This window comes from Enterobacter sp. DN, assembly GCF_046054285.1.
In the GTDB taxonomy this organism is placed as follows: domain Bacteria; phylum Pseudomonadota; class Gammaproteobacteria; order Enterobacterales; family Enterobacteriaceae; genus Enterobacter; species Enterobacter hormaechei_C.
Window position 1 is genome coordinate 390,306 of the sequence record NZ_JBJJTG010000003.1, and the last position, 18,797, is coordinate 409,102.

Genomic DNA, 18,797 nt, shown 5'->3' on the forward strand with positions numbered 1-18,797 from the left:
TTTGCAAGCGCAAGGTGCGCTCTACCTGAAACCTTTTGCGGCCATGGCTAACGTGGTGTCGAGCATTCGGTTAGCAAAGCCCCATTCGTTATCACACCAGACCAGCGTCTTGATAAGGTGCGCACCACTGACTCGCGTCTGCGTGCCATCCACGATGGCGCTGTGCGGGTCGTGGTTAAAATCTACTGAGACCAACGGTAATTCCGTATAGTCAACTATACCATGAAATGCTCCCTGTGCCGCTTTTTGCAGCAACAGGTTGACTTCACAGGCTTTTACCGGTTTTTTCACCGTCACGCTAAGATCGATTGCGGTGACGTTTATCGTCGGCACGCGCACGGCAATCGCTTCGAAACGGTCGTTAAACTGCGGGAAAATACGGGTGATCCCGGCAGCCAGTTTCGTATCCACCGGAATGATGGACTGGCTCGCCGCGCGAGTGCGCCGTAAATCCGGATGGTAAGCGTCGATGACCTGCTGATCGTGCATGGCGGAGTGAATCGTGGTCACGGTGCCGGATTCAATGCCATACGCATCGTCTAACAGTTTAATGACCGGAATAATGCAGTTGGTGGTGCAGGAGGCGTTGGAGACAATGCGGTGTTCAGCTTGCAGCTCGTGCTGGTTGACGCCAAACACGACGGTGGCGTCGAGGTCGTTACTGCCGGGATGGGAGAACAGCACTTTTTTCGCGCCAGCATTCAGATGCGCTTCGCCATGTTCACGGTTACCGTACACGCCGGTACAGTCCAGCACCACATCCACACCCAGTTCGCGCCAGGGCAGCCCTTCAATACTGTTCTCATGCAGCACGCGGATGGCATCGTCACCGACGAACAGCTGTTCCCTTTCCTGGCGAACGTCCCAGGCAAAGCGACCGTGGCTGGTGTCATATTTCAACAAATGCGCCATGCCCGCAGCATCCGCCAGTTCATTGATTGCCACCACGGTGATTTCCGCACGACGCCCGGATTCATATAAAGCACGAACCACGTTGCGTCCGATGCGACCGAAGCCATTAATCGCTACGCGTACGGTCATAGATCTCCTGCAAAGCTATCCCTGAGTTTGAGGTGGCTGAAAGAGTAATCCAGCGACGCCCGAAGGGGAATCCTTGCTGTCACAAACTGCGATTGATTGGTCAATTGTCGAACATTTAATCGACTGAAACGCTTCAGCAAGAATAAGCGAATCGGGGAATAAAAGGAATCTCTGTCCAGATGAATAAGCGAGCTATATGACTTGCATCACATTTTCGGTGGAATAATTTACAGAGCAGTTACATGTCTGAGGAATCGTGCATACAAAAAAGCCGGGTGGCGCTAACGCTTACCCGGCCTACATTTTATGCCATTTGTAGGCCCGGTAAGCGTTAGCGCCACCGGGCAAAACGGCAATTACAGCAGTTCTTTCGCCTTAGCGACAACGTTCTCAACGGTGAAGCCGAACTCTTCAAACAGCTGTTCAGCCGGCGCAGACTCACCAAACGTGGTCATACCGACGATAGCGCCGTTCAGGCCAACGTATTTGAACCAGTAGTCAGCGATACCCGCTTCCACTGCCACGCGAGCGGAGACCGCTTTAGGCAGTACGGATTCGCGGTACGCGGCATCCTGCTTGTCGAACGCATCGGTAGACGGCATGGAGACCACGCGCGCTTTCACGCCTTCGGCAGTCAGTTTTTCCCATGCGGCAACGGCCAGTTCAACTTCAGAACCGGTAGCGATGAAGATCAGCTCAGGCTGGCCTGCGCAATCTTTCAGCACGTAACCACCGCGCGCGATGTTTGCCAGCTGCTCTGGGGTACGCTCCTGCTGCGCCAGGTTCTGACGGGAGAGGATCAGTGCGGTCGGGCCATCATGACGCTCAACGCCGTATTTCCACGCCACCGCAGATTCAACCTGGTCACATGGACGCCATGTGCTCATGTTCGGGGTCACGCGCAGGGAAGCCACCTGCTCTACTGGCTGATGGGTAGGACCGTCTTCGCCCAGACCGATGGAGTCGTGGGTGTAGACCATCACCTGACGCTGTTTCATCAGCGCAGCCATACGCACGGCGTTACGTGCATATTCCACAAACATCAGGAAGGTAGAGGTGTACAGCAGGAAGCCACCGTGCAGAGCGATACCGTTGGCAATCGCGGTCATCCCGAATTCACGTACACCGTAATGGATGTAGTTACCGGCAGTATCTTCGTTGATTGGCTTAGATCCGGACCACAGGGTCAGGTTTGATGGCGCCAGGTCAGCGGAGCCGCCGAGGAATTCTGGAAGCAGAGGGCCAAACGCTTCGATCGCATTCTGAGATGCTTTACGGCTGGCGATCTTGGCTGGGTTCGCCTGCAACTTCGCGATGAATTCGTTCGCTTTCGCGTCGAAGTCAGACGGCATGTCGCCTTTCATACGACGGGTGAATTCAGCCGCTTCCTGAGGGAAGGCTTTCGCGTATGCCGCGAACTTCTCGTTCCAGGCCGCTTCTTTCGCCTGGCCCACTTCTTTCGCATCCCACTGAGCGTAGATTTCAGACGGGATTTCGAAGGCAGGGTGTTTCCAGCCAAGCGCTTCACGGGTCAGTGCAATTTCCGCGTCGCCCAGCGGTGCGCCGTGGGAGTCGTGAGTGCCCGCTTTGTTCGGAGAACCGAAGCCGATGATGGTTTTGCACATCAGCAGGGACGGTTTGTCGGTCACGGCGCGCGCTTCTTCTACGGCACGTTTAATCGAGTCAGCATCGTGGCCATCAACGCCGCGCACAACGTGCCAGCCGTAGGCTTCGAAACGTGCGGCGGTGTCGTCAGTGAACCAGCCTTCAACGTGACCGTCGATGGAGATGCCGTTGTCGTCGTAGAACGCAACCAGTTTGCCCAGCTTCAGGGTGCCTGCCAGGGAGCACACTTCGTGAGAAATGCCTTCCATCATGCAGCCGTCGCCCAGGAAGGCGTAGGTGAAGTGGTCAACGATGTCGTGGCCAGGACGGTTAAACTGCGCCGCCAGGGTCTTCTCTGCAATCGCCATACCTACGGCGTTAGCGATGCCCTGACCCAGCGGACCGGTAGTGGTTTCAACGCCAGCGGTGTAGCCCACTTCCGGGTGACCTGGAGTTTTGGAGTGCAGCTGACGGAAGTTTTTCAGCTCTTCGATTGGCAGATCGTAGCCAGTGAGGTGCAGCAGGCTGTAGATCAGCATAGAGCCGTGGCCGTTAGACAGCACGAAACGGTCGCGGTCTGCCCATGCCGGGTTCTGCGGGTTGTGGTTAAGGAAATCACGCCACAGGACTTCGGCGATGTCAGCCATGCCCATAGGGGCGCCCGGGTGGCCGGATTTGGCTTTCTGTACTGCGTCCATGCTCAGCGCACGAATAGCATTAGCAAGCTCTTTACGTGAGGACATTTTAACTCCAGATCGGACTGTTAAAGGCCATGCCCTTGACGACAGCGCGTTTTGGGCTACGCCGGAAAAAAGTGCCAACAATGTAACCCAAGCCGCAGGGCATGTACATGGACCATTCTTTTGCAGCTTAAGAAATCTCTGGATCATGCTCGCATGTTGCGCAATCTGCTCGCCCGCCCCTGTCGATATTCCTTATACTTAGCCTCACCGGCTTCGCTGACGGTGCACTTTTCGGATTTTATTCAGATTAACGAGTACGGAAGCAACATAATGAAAATGCGTGCAATAGTGCTGGCCCTGGGTACAACGCTCCTGCTGAGCGGCTGCCAAAATATGGATTCTAACGGTCTGATGTCGTCAGGGGCCGAGGCCTTCCAGGCGTATTCCCTGAGCGATGAGCAGGTTAAAACGCTGAGCGACCAGGCCTGTAAAGATATGGATGCAAAAGCCACCCTCGCCCCGGCTAACAGTACCTATACGCAGCGTCTGAATAAGATTGCTTCCGCCCTGGGCGACAACATCAACGGCCAGCCGGTGAACTACAAAGTCTACGTGGCGAAAGACGTGAACGCCTTCGCGATGGCAAACGGCTGTATCCGCGTATACAGCGGGCTGATGGACATGATGACCGACAACGAAGTCGAAGCGGTGATCGGCCACGAAATGGGCCACGTTGCACTGGGTCACGTGAAGAAAGGCATGCAGGTTGCGCTGGGTACTAACGCCGTTCGTGCGGCGGCGGCCTCCGCGGGCGGCATCGTCGGCAGCCTGTCTCAGTCTCAGATTGGCGACATGGGCGAGAAGCTGGTCAACTCGCAGTTCTCCCAGCGCCAGGAGTCCGAGGCGGACGACTACTCCTACGATCTGTTGCGCAAACGCGGCATCAATCCATCAGGTTTAGCCACCAGCTTCGAAAAACTGGCCAAGCTGGAAGAGGGCCGTCAAAGCTCCATGTTTGACGATCACCCGGCCTCGGTTGAGCGCGCGCAGCATATTCGCGACCGTATGGCGGCAGACGGAATTAAATAATTTCAGAAGGAGGCAGTTTTGCCTCCTTTTTATTTCGCATGAATTGTTAACTTAAAAGCACGTATCGATAAAACCCCTGAAAGCCCCGCCAACTCTGCCCTGTCACACTGAAATGTCTGGTCACATAATTATTGCAAAGGTAATTTTTTCCGGTAATTATCTCTTTCGCAGTTATTTAAATTAATATATCCAGACAGAGACGTTCCCTCCGTGAAAAAAGAATTATCATTAATTGCTTTAAGTTTATTTGCCGCATTACCTGCCGCCGCAAGCCAGCAATCCGACAGCAAGGGTTTTATTGACGACAGCCATCTGGATCTGTTTTTACGCAATGCGTATATCAGCCGCGACTACCACCAGGGCCAGCAGGACAAAGCCGAATGGGGTCAGGGGATCATCGCCACGTTTGCATCCGGCTATACCGAAGGGCTCGTGGGCTTTGGTGTGGACGGTATTGCTCAATACGGCGTGCGCCTGGACGGCGGCCGTGGAAAAAGCGGCGCAGGCGGCATCGACTTCTTTAAACAGGAAGATGATGGCCGGGCAAAATCCGATCTGGCAAAGTTTGGCGCAACCGCCAAAATGCGCATCTCGAATACCGTACTGAGCTACGGGAATCAGCGCCCTGAGCTGCCCATCGTGAATGCCGACAGCTCCCGCCTGCTGTTTGAAAGCTACACCGGCGCCATGCTGACCTCGAAAGAGATTGACGGTCTGGAAGTCAACGCCGGTTACTTCACCGACGAGCAGCGTAAAAGCGATGACCGCCACGACAGCGGACTGAAGAGCCTCTCCTTCGGCGGTGCGAGCTATCAGTTTAACGACCAGTTCAGCGGCGCGCTGTACGCCTCTCATAACGAAGAGGTGATGAACAAGCAGTACCTGGGCATGAACTTCAAACAGCCGTTCAGTACCGGGCAGCAGCTGGTGCTCGACTTCAACGGCTATAACTCCCGTCTCGACCAGGATTACGCGGACAGCCTCGACACGGGCCGCAGCAACACCATCTGGAGCCTGGCGGCGAGCTATATCTGGGACATTCACACGTTCAAAGTGGCGTACCAGCAGAGCAGCGGCAGTACCGGCTACAACTACGGCGGCTATCGCGACAAAGGCGGCGTGGGTGACGGCGGTAACACCATCTGGCTGGCGAACTCCTACTGGTCTGATTTCAACGGCGAAGATGAACGTTCCTGGCAGGCATCCTACGGTCTGGACTTTGGCGGCCTTGGCTTACCGGGCCTGAGCTGGACCACCGCCTACGTGCGCGGCGATAACATCAAAACCTCTGAAACCAGCAATGGCAAAGAGCACGAGTGGTTTAACCAGATCCAGTACCAGGTGCAGGATGGCCCGGCGAAAGATCTGAAGCTGAAGCTGCGCTACTCCGTACTGCGCGTCTCCAGCAACGCCAGCGAGTACAACGTGGGCGGGGACGAGATCCGCGCCTACGTGGAATACCCGTTTAACGTGTTCTGATGAAAAAAGCCGGGTGGCGGCTTCGCCTTACCCGGCCTACCGTTTTCTCCCTCTCCCTGTGGGAGAGGGTTGGGATCAGGGGAAACAGCTAGTAAAGCGTCTTCTGCGGCGGCCCCGCAAACTTAAGGGCGCCAATCTGCCCCATCCGCACTTCCACAACCGACGGCCCCGGCATCGCCAGCGCTTCCGTCATCACCGCATCAAAGTCCTCAGCCCGCTCAACGCTCCAGGCCTGTAGGCCAATCGCCTGCGCCAGCAGGGTAAAGTCCGGCGTATGCAGCGCGTTATAATACTGACGCCCGCCAAAATATTTATCCTGAATACCGCGCATCACCCCGTAGCCCCCGTCGTTCATGACCAGCAGCGTCACGTTGGCTTTCTCCTGCGCCAGCGTCGCCAGCTCGCCTAAATTCAGACTCAGGCCGCCGTCGCCCACCAGCCCCACCACCTTGCGCTGCGGGTTGGCAATCGCGGTGCCGATGGCCATCGGCAGCCCCATACCAATCGCCCCGGCGAGGGAGTGAATGTTCATCATCGGACCGTTAGCCCTGAACAGGCGGCTACCCCACAGGCTGCCGGACACGGTGATATCGCGCACCAGCAGGCCGTCTGTCGGCAGGGCTTTTGCTATGGCGTCGTTAAGCTTCGCATAGGCGCCGCACTGCTCGCGCAGCCCCTGTTCGGCTTGCCCGACCGCCTGCTGCACCTGCATATCCCACTGGGGACTGCCCCACTCGCGGCCCTGCACTTTTTCAGCCAGCGCGCCAAGCACCGCTGAACAATCGGCTATCAACGTGCTATCCATCAGGTAGTTACGGCTTGCCGCCGCCGGGTCGATATCGATCTGCACCCGCGGGGAAGGCAGCTCAAGCGTCCAGGAACGGGTTTCGTTGCTGCGCAGGCGTGAACCGGCGACCAGCGTAAAATCGCACTGCGCGATCAGCGCCTCAACCGACGGCGAGTTGTGGAACGCGCGAAGGCTGGCGCGGTGGCTGTCCGGCAGCACGCCGCGCGCATGGGTGCTGGAAATCACGGTGATGCCCGCATCCGCCAGCGTTTTAACCGCGTCTGCGCTGCCCAGCGCCCCGCCCCCCAGCCACAGCAGCGGCTGTTTCGCCTGTTTGAGCTGCGCCCACAGCGCGTCAACCATTTCGGTATCCACGGCTGGAACCGATGCCGGTTTAACCGGTTTAGTCACCAGCGACAGCGGAATTTTGGCGCCCTGAATATCAATCGGGATTTCCACCGAGACCGGTCCGCACGGCGGGGTCTGCGCGTCCTGGATAGCTTTATGCAGAATCGCTATCGCCTGATTCGCATTGCTGATGCGGTACGCCCGTTTTGAGCTGGCCTTCAGGAAGGTCAGCTGGTCACGGGTTTCATGGATAAACCCGGTGTCGGCGTCCAGCCAGGCTTTCTCTACCTGCCCGGTTAAATGCAGCAGCGGCGTGCAGGCATTCATGGCTTCCACCAGCGCGCCTACCGCGTTCCCGGCCCCCGCGCCGGTGCTGGTCAGCGCCACGCCGAGACCGGAAAAGCGCCCGTGGGCATCGGCCATGGTGACGGAACCGGCTTCACCGCGCGCAGGCACAAAGCGGATATGGCCCCGCTGCCCAACCGCATCCGCGATCGGCAGGTTGTGAATGGAGATGACGCCGTAGATGGCCTCAACCTGATACTGCTCCAGCGTTCTGGCGATGGCGTCGCCGACGGTTATCATTTCGCTCATTGCTCACCCTTTCTCAGTCGCACCAGTGGTTGACGCTGTTACCCGTCGCCAGATAAATGCTCTTTTGTTGCATCCAGGCTTTCAGCCCCTGAATACCCTTCTCGCGGCCCAGACCGCTCTCTTTAAAGCCCCCGAACGGGGTCGAAATCGCAAAAACCTTGTAGGTGTTGATCCACACCGTGCCTGCCTCCAGCTGCTCGCTGAGACGCAGGGCGCGTCCGGTATCGCGCGTCCAGATCCCCGCCGCCAGGCCGTAAACCGAGTCGTTCGCCTCGCGGATAAGCGTGGCTTCATCGCCAAACGGCATCGCCACCAGCACCGGGCCGAAGATCTCTTCCTGACAGGCGCGGGCGCTGTTGCTCAGCCCTTCGATAATCGTGGGCAGGAAAAAGCTGCCGTTTGCCAGAGCGGGATCGGCGGGTATCTCACCGCCGCACAGCACGCGGCCCCCTTCACGCTTCGCCAGTTCGACGTACTCGATCACGCTCTGGCGATGTTTTTCGCCGATCAGCGGTCCGACATGCACGCCGTCGGTAAACGGGTGTCCGACGCGCAGCCCGCGAGTTAATTCCAGCAGCCCCGCCATCAGCGGGGCGTAAATGCTCTCGTGGATAAACAGCCGCGACCCGGCGATACACGCCTGCCCCGCCGAGCTGAAAATGCCATAGCAGATCCCGCGCGCGGCCTGTTCGATATCAGCATCCTCCAGCACGATGGTCGGCGATTTGCCGCCCAGCTCCAGCGAGGCCGGGATCAGTTTTTCCGCCGCCACGTGCGCCAGATGACGGCCCGTGGTGGTACCGCCGGTAAAGGAAATTTTGCGCACGCGAGGATGACGCGCCAGCGCATCGCCAATCACCGAGCCTTTGCCCGGCAACACGCTCAGCAGCCCGGCGGGCAGCCCGGCCTGTTCAAAAATCCGCGCCAGCTCCAGCGCCATCAGCGGCGTGGCTTCAGCGGGCTTGAGGATCACCGCGTTCCCGGCGGCAATCGCCGGTGCGACCTTCTGCATTTCGCTGGCAATCGGCGAGTTCCACGGCGTGATGGCCGCCACCACGCCGAGCGGCTCATAGCGGCTCAGCGTCAGCAGATCCGGCTGGCGCGGCGTGGGCAGTTCCCCTTCCAGCAGCTCGCAGGCGGCGGCAAAGTAGCGCGCCGTTCCCGCCGCGCTCATCACCAGCCCGCGCGCTTCCGCCAGCGGCTTGCCGTTATCACGGCTCTGCATCTGCGCCAGCGCGTCGACGCGGGATTCAATGAGATCGGCAACCTTATACAGGATCTTCGCGCGCATATGCGGCAGGCTGTTACGCCATGCGGGATCGCGCCAGGCGCGCTCTCCGGCGTCTACCGCCTCCTCCAGGTCATCCAGACTGGCGGCGTTCAGCGTCGCGTTGATCGACCCGTCTGCCGGGAAGTGGCTCTGCATCGGGTTGCCGCCGCCGTGTCGCCACTGGCCGCCGATAAAAATCTTCAGATCGTCCATCGTCTCTCCTCAGCTCAGGGCCAGCTCGCGGCAGGCGCGCACCGCGCTCAGTGCCGCCAGGGTGGAGGTTTTAGGATTAGAAGCCAGCGGCAGTCCGCTCAGCTCCAGATGAAACTCGCCGAACAATCCTTCCACGTGGAGCGTGTGGGTGTTACGTTTCGTTGCCGGGTCAACCATCAGCTGCACGCGGGTGTCGTCCATCCCGACGCCGCCGAGCGCCACGGTCGCCGCCACGTTGGCGTTCGCCGGGAACAGGCGCGCCGCCTCGCGGGCGCTGCCCTCGAAGAAAACCTTTGCCTCTGACACCGCATTCAGATCGATAAGCTGCTCGGCATAGCTGCCGCGCCAGCTGGCCGGGCTTTTGCGCGACTGATAGGTAACGCGCTCAAGGCCGCCCTCTTTCGCCGCCGCCAGCCCGTCGATACCGGCCACCGCACCGGAAAGCAGGGTCAGTTTTCCGCCCGCAGCGAGCAGACGCTGCTCCAGCGCGCTGTCCGCCAGCGCGCCGGTGGAAATGACGGCCAGATGCCAGCCGCGACGCAGGATCTCTTCCCCGTACTGGGCCACCGCCTGCTGGCTGGCGCATTCCAGCACCAGATCCGGCGTTTGTGCGCACGCCATCGGCGACGTCAGCGCCTCGACCGCATTGCCAAACTGGTCGTGAATGGCGGCATGGTGAGACGCGCGCGCCACGATCCAGCCGATAGCCACGCCGGCGGGCAGGCGCTCAATCACCGCCTGCGCCATGGCGCCAAAACCAATCAACATTACCTTTTTCATGATGTGTCCTTACAGATGGCGGCAGAAGCCGCCGGAAACGTCCAGCGCCGCGCCGGTGGTAAACGAGGCCAGCGGCGAAGCGAGGAACAGCAGCGCCTGCGCGGGCTCCTGCGGCTTGCCGAGGCGCGCCATCGGAATTCCGCGCTTGCGCGCGATATCCGCCGTCCATTCCGGCCAGCTCTGGCTTTTGTCCGCCCGGTTTTCAAAGCGGCGCTGCCACTGGCCGGATTCCACCATGCCGAGCAGAATGGAATTGACGCGAATACCTTTGCCCACCAGCTCTTTCGACAGTGTCAGCGTCATGTTCAGCAGCGCGGCACGAGCGGCGGAGGTGGCGATCATGTGCTCCTCCGGCTGTAGCGCCAGCAGGGAGTTCACGCAGGTAACAGAGGCAATGTCGGACTGCTCCAGCAGAGGCTGAAACGCCTGCACCGGGTTAATCACCCCGAACAGTTTGAGTTCGGCTTCGTGCAGCCACGCCTCGCGCGGGGTGTCATGGAAGTGCGCCACGTAGCCCTGCCCGGCGTTGTTGATCAGCATATCCGCCGCGCCAAAACGCGCCTGCACCGCATCCGCGAAGGCCTGAACTTCGTCGGCGTTCAGCACGTCGCAGCGGTAAGCAAAAATCTCCCCGTGGGGAAATTCGTTTTGCAGCGTCGCATGGGCGCTGGCGAGCCGGTCCGGGTCACGGCCGCAGAAGGCGACTTTCGCCCCTTCACCCAGCAGCAGGCGCAGCGTTTCAAAGCCAATGCCGGAAGAACCGCCGGTAACGACCGCTACGCGCCCGTCAATTTGTGCATTCATCGCGCACCTCTTCGTTAATGCGTAAAAGCTGTTGGTTGAAAAACGCGTCGTTATCGAGATAGCTGGCGTGCCCGGCCTGCGGAATGGCGATAAACGGCATGCCGTAGCGCAGCGCCAGACCCTGAACAAGTTCCGGCTGGGTGATGGCATCCTGCTCGCCGCACCAGACTTCAAACGTGCCGGAGTAGCGTTTAAGCCAGCCGTGAATGTCGTCATGTGCCAGCATCCATGCGGCAGCGAGGTAGCCTTCCGGGCGCAGCGCCCGCATGCCCGCCGCGACGGTGGCGATATCTTCCGCGCGCGCGCCGGGGCGCAGCAGCTTCGCGGCGCGGGTCTGGGCGAGGATGTCGCCCCCCAGCGCCATCTGCTGCTCGCGGTTGCGCCAGACCTGCTCCCGCTGCTCCGGCGCGGCATTGCCGTACCCCTGCGCGGCGTCGGCCAGCACCAGATGGATGACGCGCTCAGGGAACTTCGCGGCAAAGGCGCTGGCCACCAGCGCCCCCAGGGAATGGCCGACCAGCACTGTCTGCCAGACACCGGCGCGATCCAGCATGGCCGCCAGCGCGTCGGCGTAATCCCCCGCGTTCGCCCGCGCTACGGCCAGCATCGGGCTTTCGCCGTAACCGGGCATGTCCCACGCCAGTACGCGAAAACCGTTCAGCGCCATCTGCTTGTGCCAGGAGGCGGCGCCGGAGCTGATCCCGTGCAGCAGCACCAGCGGTATGCCGCTTCCCTGTTCACGAAAACCCGTCATCATGCCCCCCTTAGTTCCGCTTCACTTTGGAAAGCGGATGGTCGGACGGATAGGTTGGGATTTCCGGCTTGTTGGTCCCCAGCATGACGCACATCAGCGCTTCTTCTTCGCCGTGGTTAAACAGCCCGCGATAGATACCCGGCGGAACGGAGATCAGATCACGCTCACGCAGCACGGTTTCGGTGTAGTTGTCGCCGTCCTGGATCATCAGCGTGATCTGCCCCTTGAGCATGAAGAACACCTCTTCCACGTCGTCGTGCAGGTGCAGCGGTCCTTCGCACTTCGACGGCAGCACCATGGTGGAGAAGGTAAAATGGTCCGCCTGCACGGTGTTGGTGTCGTTCGCGACGCCCGTTGCGCCGGTGCCGATGTAGCGCATCTGCGCCCGGCGGTATTTCGGGTCAAAATCGGCCTGGAACTTCAGCGCGTTCCAGTCGTATTTACGCCCTTCGAAGCGCGCGATGCGCGACTCGACCCACTCTTCCATCGTCAGGTGGTCAGGTTTGATGCCTGTTGTGTTGGTTACGGTTGAATCAGTCATGACACTCTCCTCAGTAACGTCTCAGCAGCGGCAGTAACAGGACGCAGCCCACCGCCGCCATCACCGCCAGAAAAATCAGCCCGGAATCCATGCTGTGGGTGAAGGCGATAAGCGCACCCATCACCGCCGGCGACAGCGCGCCCGCAAAGTTTCCCAGCCCGTTGAAGATACCGCCCGCCGTGGCGCTCACCCGGGGATGGGTGGCCTTCGCCAGCAGGGCGAAAATGTTGGGTGCGCCGGTGCCCCACATAAAGGTGCTGAAGCTCATCGCCGCGATGACGGCCAGCGGGGTATCAAGGTGCATCACCGCCGCCAGCCCGACGGCCGCCCCCGCCATGGAGATAAAGCATGCCGCCGCGCGCTTATCGACCCTGTCCGAGAGCCACGCGCCAATCACTTCCCCTGCCAGCATGGCGATGAACGGCATCGACGACAGCCAGCCCGCGTGCTCCAGATGAATGCCTTTGCCTTTGATCAGGTAGCCCGGCAGCCAGCCGTTGATGCCCCACAGATAGGTCAGGAAAGCGATGTTAAAGATGCAGATGATCCAGAAGTGCGGGCTGACGAACAGCTCACGCCGCGCCGCGCGCCGCTCGTCCCGGGACGCCTGCGAGGTGCCGGGTTTTGCCTCCAGGCGGATCCCGCGCAGACCAATGCGCACAAAGATAAGCACCGGCACGGTAAGCATGGCCATCACAAAGAAAGTGCTCTGCCAGCCAAAGGTGTTCAGCAGCCAGAGGGAAAGCGGGAAACCAATCGCCGCGCCCACCGGGGTCCCCAGCAGCCACAGCATGGTGGCGCGTGCCTGTAAATGCTGCGGGAAGTTGTGACGTACGATGGCGAAGGCCAGCGGGAACAGCGGTCCTTCCGCCACGCCCAGCAGAATACGCAGGACGATCATCAGCGTGTAGTTATGGGTAAAGCCCATCGCCACCATCAGCACGCACCACACCGCCATCATCCCGGTGAGCAGGCGCAGCGGCGCGATTTTGTCGCCTAAACCGCTTAAAAACACCGATGAGAAGCCATAGCTCAGCAGGAAAGCGCTCATCAAAATGCCGAGACGCGTGGTGTCGAAATCAATGCCCATCGCCTGCTGGAAATGGGTATCCGAAAAGAGCGCCGCGATGCTGATTTTGTCGAAAAACGCCAGCAGCACGCAGGCCAGCAGCGACAGCGGGATGGCCCAGCGCACCGCTTTTTCGGGCGTGCGGGTCCCCTCACCGCTCGCCTCAACCGGTGCGGTGTTAGTCTCGAGTGTGGTCATCTCTCCCCCTACGGGTGCGGGTTAGCTATCGCAGTGACATCAGTGAAAAGGTCGGGTCGGCGAGCGGCACGTCGGACAGATCCCGCCCCGCCGCCATCCAGCGCTTCGCCAGCTTGACGGTACGCGCATCGTCGAACGCCACCAGCTGCGTCAGCCTCCCGTTGTCGTCCAGCGAGAAGTACAGCGCCTCTTTACGCACGACCGTTCTGCTGCCTGGCTGCGGAATACCGAGGATCTGAATATTGTGCTGGTATTGATCCGACCACAGCCACGGCGCGTCGTCGTAGCCTGGCGCATCCGGGTTGAGCATCGCTTTCGCCGTCGCCACCGCCTGATTCTGGGCGAAGGCCCAGGACTGGATGCACAAGCCGTAGTGATGGTGCTGGGCGACATCTCCTGCGGCAAAGATGAATGGATCCGAGGTGCGTCCCTGGGCATCCACCACGATCCCGCGCCCGGTTTTCAGCCCCGCATCGCGCGCCAGCTCCAGATTGAGATCGACGCCGATCCCAACCACGACCGCATCAAAGGTTTCACGCTGGCCGTCGCAGTGGATGACCGGCAGGCCGCCGTCGTCCTCCAGCTCCAGCGCACCGCAGCCGGTACGGATCTCCACCCCCTGCTCGCGGTGGATGGCCTCCAGGCGCTGCGACACCTCGCCGCTCACCGAGCGCATGCAGAGCGCGGGCTGCTGCTCGAACAGGGTGACCGCCACGCCGCTTTTCCGCGCCGAGGCAGCAATCTCCAGTCCGATCCAGCCGCCGCCGACGATCGCCAGTTTTTTACTTTCCGCCAGACGACTTTTCAGGCGCTGCGCGTCCTGCCAGTGGCGCAGGGTATAGACCTGCGGATGGCTGGCCCACGCCTGCGAAGGCAGGCGCGCCCGACCGCCGGTAGCGATTAAAAGGATGTTGTAACTAAGCCGCTCGCCGTTGCTAAGAACGACTTTTTTCTCATCGCGATCGACAGATTCAGCGCGCAGCGGCCGGTACCAGGCCAGGTTCAGCGCCTGCTGCACCTCGTCGGTAAACAGCCTTGGGAGCGCCGCGTTCGGCTCCAGCAAAGACGCTTTCGACAGCGGCGGGCGCTCGTAGAAATCCCATTCTTCTTCCGCTACCACGCAAATCTCGCCGTCGAAACCCTCATCGCGCAGGGTTTTCGCCGCCCAGCCGCCCGCCTGACCGCCGCCGATAATGACAATGCGCGATGTCATACCGCCTCCGGCTTTTTCTGCTGACGGCGCGTGTCGTGGTCAATCCCGCCTTCCACCGCCCACTCGGTAAAGGAGACCAGCGAATGCTCCAGCTCGCGCGGCTGCCAGTTTTCCGTCAGATAATCATCGTTGGTGTAATACTCAAACGCCCCGCCGGTCGGGCTGTTGACGTACCAGAAGTACGCCGACGACACCGGATGACGGCCCGGCCCGATAAAGGTGCTCCAGTCATGTTTATTCATCGCGATACCGCCGCCGATCACCTCGTGGATGTCGCGCACGGTGAAGGCCACGTGGTTGAGGCCGCGCTTGCGGTTCGGCAGTTGCAGCAGGAACAGGTTGTGATGGCCGCCGCGCACGCCGCAGCGCAGGAACACGGCGCGGTTGATATAGCGGTCCGAGACCTGGAAGCCGAGCACCTCGCGGTAGAATTTCTCCACTGCCGCCAGCTCTTCCACGAAGAACACCACATGCCCCACGTTGATCGGCTGGGCGCGATCGTAAACCGGGCTGGGGGTGTCGATACGGCGGGCATCGCCCCACTGGTTAATCGGCTCGACGTTCAGCTCCACGTCAGTTTGCTGGGTCACCTGCACGCGCAGCGTCATGCCGTTCGGGTCCAGGCACTCCAGCGCGTCGCCCACTTCACGAAAACCTGGCTGTTGCGCCAGCTTCGGGCGCAGCGCGTCCAGATCAGACTGGCTGGCAACCGCCCAGGTCATGCGGCGCAGGGTGTTGCCCGCTTCAAACGCGGGCGGCAGGTCGGGGCTGTCGATCGGGTTAAGCTCCACGCGCGCGCCGCTCAGGGTGGTGAAACGCTGGCCGCTGGCATCGCCCGTCAGGCCAAAATCACGCATAAATTTGGCGCAGTGCGTCAGGTCTTCCACACCAAATTCCAGCTTTTCAATTCCGGTTACACTCATCGTTCGTTGCCTCATCTGGCCCAGATTGGGCGTAAAACATGCCCGACGCAGTCAAGCGCCTGACGTTAACTCACTGATTTAACTGGCCTGTGACAAATACCCTAAGAAGCCAGAAATTTTATCCGCCGCGAGGCGAACCTCGTTTTGCAGGCGCTCGCGGTCGCTCTGCGGGATCTCCTCCGACGGCACCAGAATGCTGACCACCGCCGCCACGCGGCCGCTTCGGTCATACACCGGGTAGACGATGGAAGAGATGCCGTGGCGGAAGAAGGATTCGCCGATGACATACCCGCGGGCTTTGTCCTGCTGCACCATCTGCCACAGGGCTTCGCGGTCGTGAAGCTGCCCCGGCGTGTTGCCCGGCAGACGCTCATGCGGGAACAGCTGTTCGAAATCAGCGCGGGAAATATCGGTCAACAGCATGCGGCCGAGCGAGGTGCAGTGCACCGGCAGACGGGTACCAATACTGACCTGGTTGATGCGCGACCCGGCGGCGCTGACGCGGGCGATGTAGATAATGTCGCGCCCGTCGCGGATCGCCAGATGGCTGCTGCACTGGCTCACGTCGCGCAATTGCTCGATCACCGGCTGGCCGACCTGCGCCACGTCCAGCGAGGCGATGTACTCAAAGCCCAGGCGCAGCACGTTCATGCCCAGCGAAAAGGTATTGGTGCGCGTGTTGCGCTCCAGAAATCCCATGAACTCCAGCGTCTGTACCACGCGGTAGGCGGTGGCCTTCGGCATATCCACCAGCCGGTGCAGCTCGGCAAAGGTCAGTTCGCGATGCTGCTCGCCAAAGGCCAACAGCAGCTGTAAACCGCGCTCCAGCCCCGGCACCAGATACTTCACTTCCCGATCGTTTGCCATCATCGCCCTACCTTAGTTAAAGACAAAACCGCCGTTGACCGGGATCAGCTGTCCGGTGATAAACCGCGACAGATCGCTTAACAGCCAGACCACGCTGCCGGTGACGTCTTCCGGCTGCTGTGCCCCGGTTAACGCGCGTCCGTTTTCGTAGAGCTGATGCCGTTCGGCGGGGACATATTCCGTCGCCTCGACGCGGGTTAGCCCTGGTGCGATGGCGTTGATACGGATACGTTTTTCCCCCAGCTCGCGCGCCATTGAGCGGGTCATGGCAATCACGGCCCCTTTACTGGCGACGTAGGCCATCAGGCGCGGCGCGCCCCACAGCGCGGTGTCGGACGCCACGTTCACAATGCCTGCCCCTTCGCGCAGCAGCGGCACGGCGGCGCGCGTCACCAGCCAGGTGCCTTTGACATTGACGCTCATCACCCGATCCCAGAGATCCGGATCGTAATCAAGCATGTTTTTGCCGCCGACGCCCGTCGCCATCGCCGCGTTGTTCACCAGGCCGTCAATCTGCCCCTGCTCGCCAATGGCGCTGAACACCTGGTCGATGGAGTGCTGATCGGCCAGATCAATAACGTGCGATTCGATCGCATAGCCCTGCTCGCGCAGCCGGTGGGCGCTCTCGGCCAGCTCGCCTTTGAGGATGTCGCACATCACCACCGCCGCGCCCTGCTCCGCGCAGGCCTGGGCAAAGTGGTAGCCCAGCCCGCGCGCGGCACCGGTCACCACGATGCGCTTGCCGCTCAGCAGCCCCTTCATCAGGCGGCTCCCTGCTGTGCTTCACGCATCGCCAGCTGCTCTTTGGCGGCTTTTTGCATCATGCGGCGCAGGCGCGAGAGGCCAACGTCGTGTTGATACAGGTATTCATGATCGCGCGCGTTTGGCGCCAGGCTCTCCAGCACCACGCGGTCCTGCTCCAGCACTTCCCAGTGCAGTTTTTCCAGCCGGTTGCGGTACATGAAGCGCCACATATCGCGCTGCCAGCCCTGTACGCGGCGGATGCGCCAGAAGAAGACGCGGCAGTTGTCGTTATCTTCCGGCACCACCATGCCGACGATAAAGAAGTGGCCGCCCGGTCCGAAGCGCTTCTTGTACGGAATGGAGAGGCGCATCCAGCAGGTGCCGCTGTTGCCCAGCTCCACCCAGTCAAAATTGACGCCGCTCTGCCCTTTTTTCTCGAAAATAAAGCCGGTTTTGGTCGGCTGGAGCACCATGTCGGCCTTGCGATCCCCTTCCGCCATCGAGTGCGACGAGGAGTGCAGATAGGTGCCGTGCATCGGGTCCATCACGTTTTCCAGCGCGTACTGGTAATTACATTTCCACGCGGCGGTGCAGAGGAAGTTGCTGAAGTTTTCCGTGTCGGCGAGTTCATCCGGGAAGGTCAGTTCGTCCGGCTGCTGGTCCGCGGTGACGCCAAACCACAGGAAGATGGCGCCGTGCGCCTCCTGCACGTTATAGCTGCGCACGCACTGCTGGCCGACCAGCGGACATTTATCCACGGCGGGCACGTCTTTCACTTCGCCGTTGCCCGCCACCTCTACGCCGTGATACCAGCAGGCAATGCGGTCCCCGAGGTTCCAGCCCATCGACAGGCGCGCGCCGCGGTGCGGGCAGCGGTCCTCCAGCGCCTGCACCTGGCCATCTTTATTGCGCCAGACCACAATCTGCTCGCCCAGGCGGGTGATGCCCACTGGCGCAGACTGCACTTCCCAGCTCGCCAGTACCGGATACCAGAGGCCGCGCAGACCTTTATCCAGATAATGTTGTACGGTCGTCGTCATCACGTTGCCCTCAGTAGCCGTTAACCTGTAAGAATGCCTGGAAACTGGCGTCGCTCCACGGCTCGCCCTGCTGATCGTGCATACGCACCGCGTTCAGCCCGCTTACCAGCTCCGGCAGGGTTTCAACGCCCTGCTCGAAGAGATCTTCCAGCGTCGCAATCAGCTTCACTTCCCAGCTTTCCGGCTCGCGGCTGCGGGTCTGCCAGATCAGGTTCTGGTACTCGCCCGGCTTGTGAATGGCGCCATTACCGCCCTCTGCCGGCGGGGTAAACTGGCGGCTTTCCGGCAGCGCCGGGTTGTAGTTCAGCGTGTCGCTCATGCCACGGTCTCCTCAACGAAGGTAATCTGAATCTGGTTTTCAAAGACCCGAACCGGGTATCGGTTGAGGTTGCGTCCTCCGGGGCCGTGCAGACACTGGCCGGTTTTGACGTCGAACACCGCCTCATGCAGCGGGCATTCCACCTTGCCGTCTTCCACGAAGCCCTGACTCAGCAGGGCATAGGCGTGCGGGCATACGTCCTCCAGCGCGTAATATTCACCGTCGATCAGGTAAACGCCGATCTCTTTACCGTCGACGTTGCCGCTAAAAGGGAAATCTTCCTGTACTTGCTCTGCGTCACATACGCCTATCCAGCTCATCACGATCCTCCAGGCTTTTGTTTCATATATGAAACTCTGTTTCTTATTTAATACGGTCAATATAAAAGCGATGAATGTTTCGTCAAGCGACAATGTGACGAATTTGTTAATCGATC

Annotated in this window: 18 protein-coding genes; 2 read left to right on the forward strand and 16 right to left on the reverse strand. The window is 60.5% G+C overall.

The features are described from left to right. Window positions 1–21: 21 nt before the first annotated feature. Complete coding sequence (gene epd / locus ACJTMZ_RS10310; RefSeq protein WP_015571810.1) at window positions 22–1,041, reverse strand: erythrose-4-phosphate dehydrogenase; 1,020 nt, start codon at window positions 1,039–1,041, stop codon at window positions 22–24. Between the two features lie 356 nt (window positions 1,042–1,397). Further along, the gene (gene tkt, locus ACJTMZ_RS10315; RefSeq protein WP_252011000.1) at window positions 1,398–3,389 is read right to left on the reverse strand and encodes a transketolase; all 1,992 of its coding nucleotides are present in this window, start codon (window positions 3,387–3,389) and stop codon (window positions 1,398–1,400) included. A 270-nt stretch (window positions 3,390–3,659) separates the two neighbouring features. Between tkt and ACJTMZ_RS10320 the strand changes: the two genes are divergently transcribed. Then, a complete protein-coding gene (locus tag ACJTMZ_RS10320) occupies window positions 3,660–4,418 on the forward strand; it encodes a M48 family metallopeptidase (RefSeq protein WP_119936175.1) in 759 nt (252 codons plus the stop codon). A 210-nt stretch (window positions 4,419–4,628) separates the two neighbouring features. Then, on the forward strand, window positions 4,629–5,897 hold the full coding sequence (locus ACJTMZ_RS10325) for an OprD family outer membrane porin (RefSeq protein WP_126498780.1): 1,269 nt from the start codon (window positions 4,629–4,631) through the stop codon (window positions 5,895–5,897). An 88-nt stretch (window positions 5,898–5,985) separates the two neighbouring features. On the opposite strand, the gene ACJTMZ_RS10330 is transcribed toward ACJTMZ_RS10325, so the two are convergent. The 14 genes from ACJTMZ_RS10330 to ACJTMZ_RS10395 all read right to left on the reverse strand — a co-directional run bounded on the left by ACJTMZ_RS10330 (window position 5,986) and on the right by ACJTMZ_RS10395 (window position 18,681). After that, entirely contained in the window at window positions 5,986–7,626 is a 1,641-nt protein-coding gene (locus tag ACJTMZ_RS10330; RefSeq protein ID WP_252011001.1) for a thiamine pyrophosphate-binding protein, read from the reverse strand. 13 nt (window positions 7,627–7,639) lie between these two features. Beyond that, a complete protein-coding gene (locus ACJTMZ_RS10335) occupies window positions 7,640–9,109 on the reverse strand; it encodes an aldehyde dehydrogenase (RefSeq protein WP_015571820.1) in 1,470 nt (489 codons plus the stop codon). A gap of 9 nt (window positions 9,110–9,118) precedes the next feature. Further along, window positions 9,119–9,889 carry an aspartate dehydrogenase gene (locus ACJTMZ_RS10340; RefSeq protein WP_015571821.1) on the reverse strand — a complete coding sequence of 257 codons (771 nt, stop codon included), beginning with the start codon at window positions 9,887–9,889 and terminating at the stop codon, window positions 9,119–9,121. Window positions 9,890–9,898: 9 nt separating this feature from the next. After that, complete coding sequence (locus ACJTMZ_RS10345; RefSeq protein ID WP_015571822.1) at window positions 9,899–10,693, reverse strand: SDR family oxidoreductase; 795 nt, start codon at window positions 10,691–10,693, stop codon at window positions 9,899–9,901. Further along, on the reverse strand, window positions 10,677–11,447 hold the full coding sequence (locus tag ACJTMZ_RS10350) for an alpha/beta fold hydrolase (RefSeq protein ID WP_047719208.1): 771 nt from the start codon (window positions 11,445–11,447) through the stop codon (window positions 10,677–10,679). The genes ACJTMZ_RS10345 and ACJTMZ_RS10350 overlap by 17 nt, the downstream gene beginning before the upstream one ends. A gap of 10 nt (window positions 11,448–11,457) precedes the next feature. Continuing rightward, a complete protein-coding gene (locus ACJTMZ_RS10355; protein ID WP_015571824.1) occupies window positions 11,458–11,988 on the reverse strand; it encodes a cupin domain-containing protein in 531 nt (176 codons plus the stop codon). Window positions 11,989–11,998: 10 nt separating this feature from the next. Continuing rightward, complete coding sequence (locus ACJTMZ_RS10360; RefSeq protein ID WP_015571825.1) at window positions 11,999–13,255, reverse strand: MFS transporter; 1,257 nt, start codon at window positions 13,253–13,255, stop codon at window positions 11,999–12,001. Window positions 13,256–13,280: 25 nt separating this feature from the next. After that, the gene (locus ACJTMZ_RS10365) at window positions 13,281–14,468 is read right to left on the reverse strand and encodes an NAD(P)/FAD-dependent oxidoreductase (protein ID WP_015571826.1); all 1,188 of its coding nucleotides are present in this window, start codon (window positions 14,466–14,468) and stop codon (window positions 13,281–13,283) included. Continuing rightward, the gene (locus ACJTMZ_RS10370; RefSeq protein ID WP_015571827.1) at window positions 14,465–15,391 is read right to left on the reverse strand and encodes a VOC family protein; all 927 of its coding nucleotides are present in this window, start codon (window positions 15,389–15,391) and stop codon (window positions 14,465–14,467) included. The genes ACJTMZ_RS10365 and ACJTMZ_RS10370 overlap by 4 nt, the downstream gene beginning before the upstream one ends. Before the next feature lie 78 nt (window positions 15,392–15,469). Beyond that, window positions 15,470–16,258 carry an IclR family transcriptional regulator gene (locus tag ACJTMZ_RS10375; RefSeq protein ID WP_026094260.1) on the reverse strand — a complete coding sequence of 263 codons (789 nt, stop codon included), beginning with the start codon at window positions 16,256–16,258 and terminating at the stop codon, window positions 15,470–15,472. Between the two features lie 12 nt (window positions 16,259–16,270). Further along, complete coding sequence (locus ACJTMZ_RS10380; protein ID WP_015571829.1) at window positions 16,271–17,020, reverse strand: SDR family oxidoreductase; 750 nt, start codon at window positions 17,018–17,020, stop codon at window positions 16,271–16,273. Next, complete coding sequence (locus ACJTMZ_RS10385; protein ID WP_017692695.1) at window positions 17,020–18,042, reverse strand: aromatic ring-hydroxylating dioxygenase subunit alpha; 1,023 nt, start codon at window positions 18,040–18,042, stop codon at window positions 17,020–17,022. The genes ACJTMZ_RS10380 and ACJTMZ_RS10385 overlap by 1 nt, the downstream gene beginning before the upstream one ends. 10 nt (window positions 18,043–18,052) lie before the next feature. Next, complete coding sequence (locus ACJTMZ_RS10390; RefSeq protein ID WP_003860045.1) at window positions 18,053–18,361, reverse strand: recombinase-like helix-turn-helix domain-containing protein; 309 nt, start codon at window positions 18,359–18,361, stop codon at window positions 18,053–18,055. Continuing rightward, window positions 18,358–18,681 (reverse strand): non-heme iron oxygenase ferredoxin subunit, encoded by a 324-nt coding sequence (locus tag ACJTMZ_RS10395; RefSeq protein ID WP_003860044.1) that lies wholly within the window; start codon window positions 18,679–18,681, stop codon window positions 18,358–18,360. Before ACJTMZ_RS10395 ends, ACJTMZ_RS10390 begins: the two co-directional genes overlap by 4 nt. Between the last annotated feature and the right edge of the window lie 116 nt (window positions 18,682–18,797).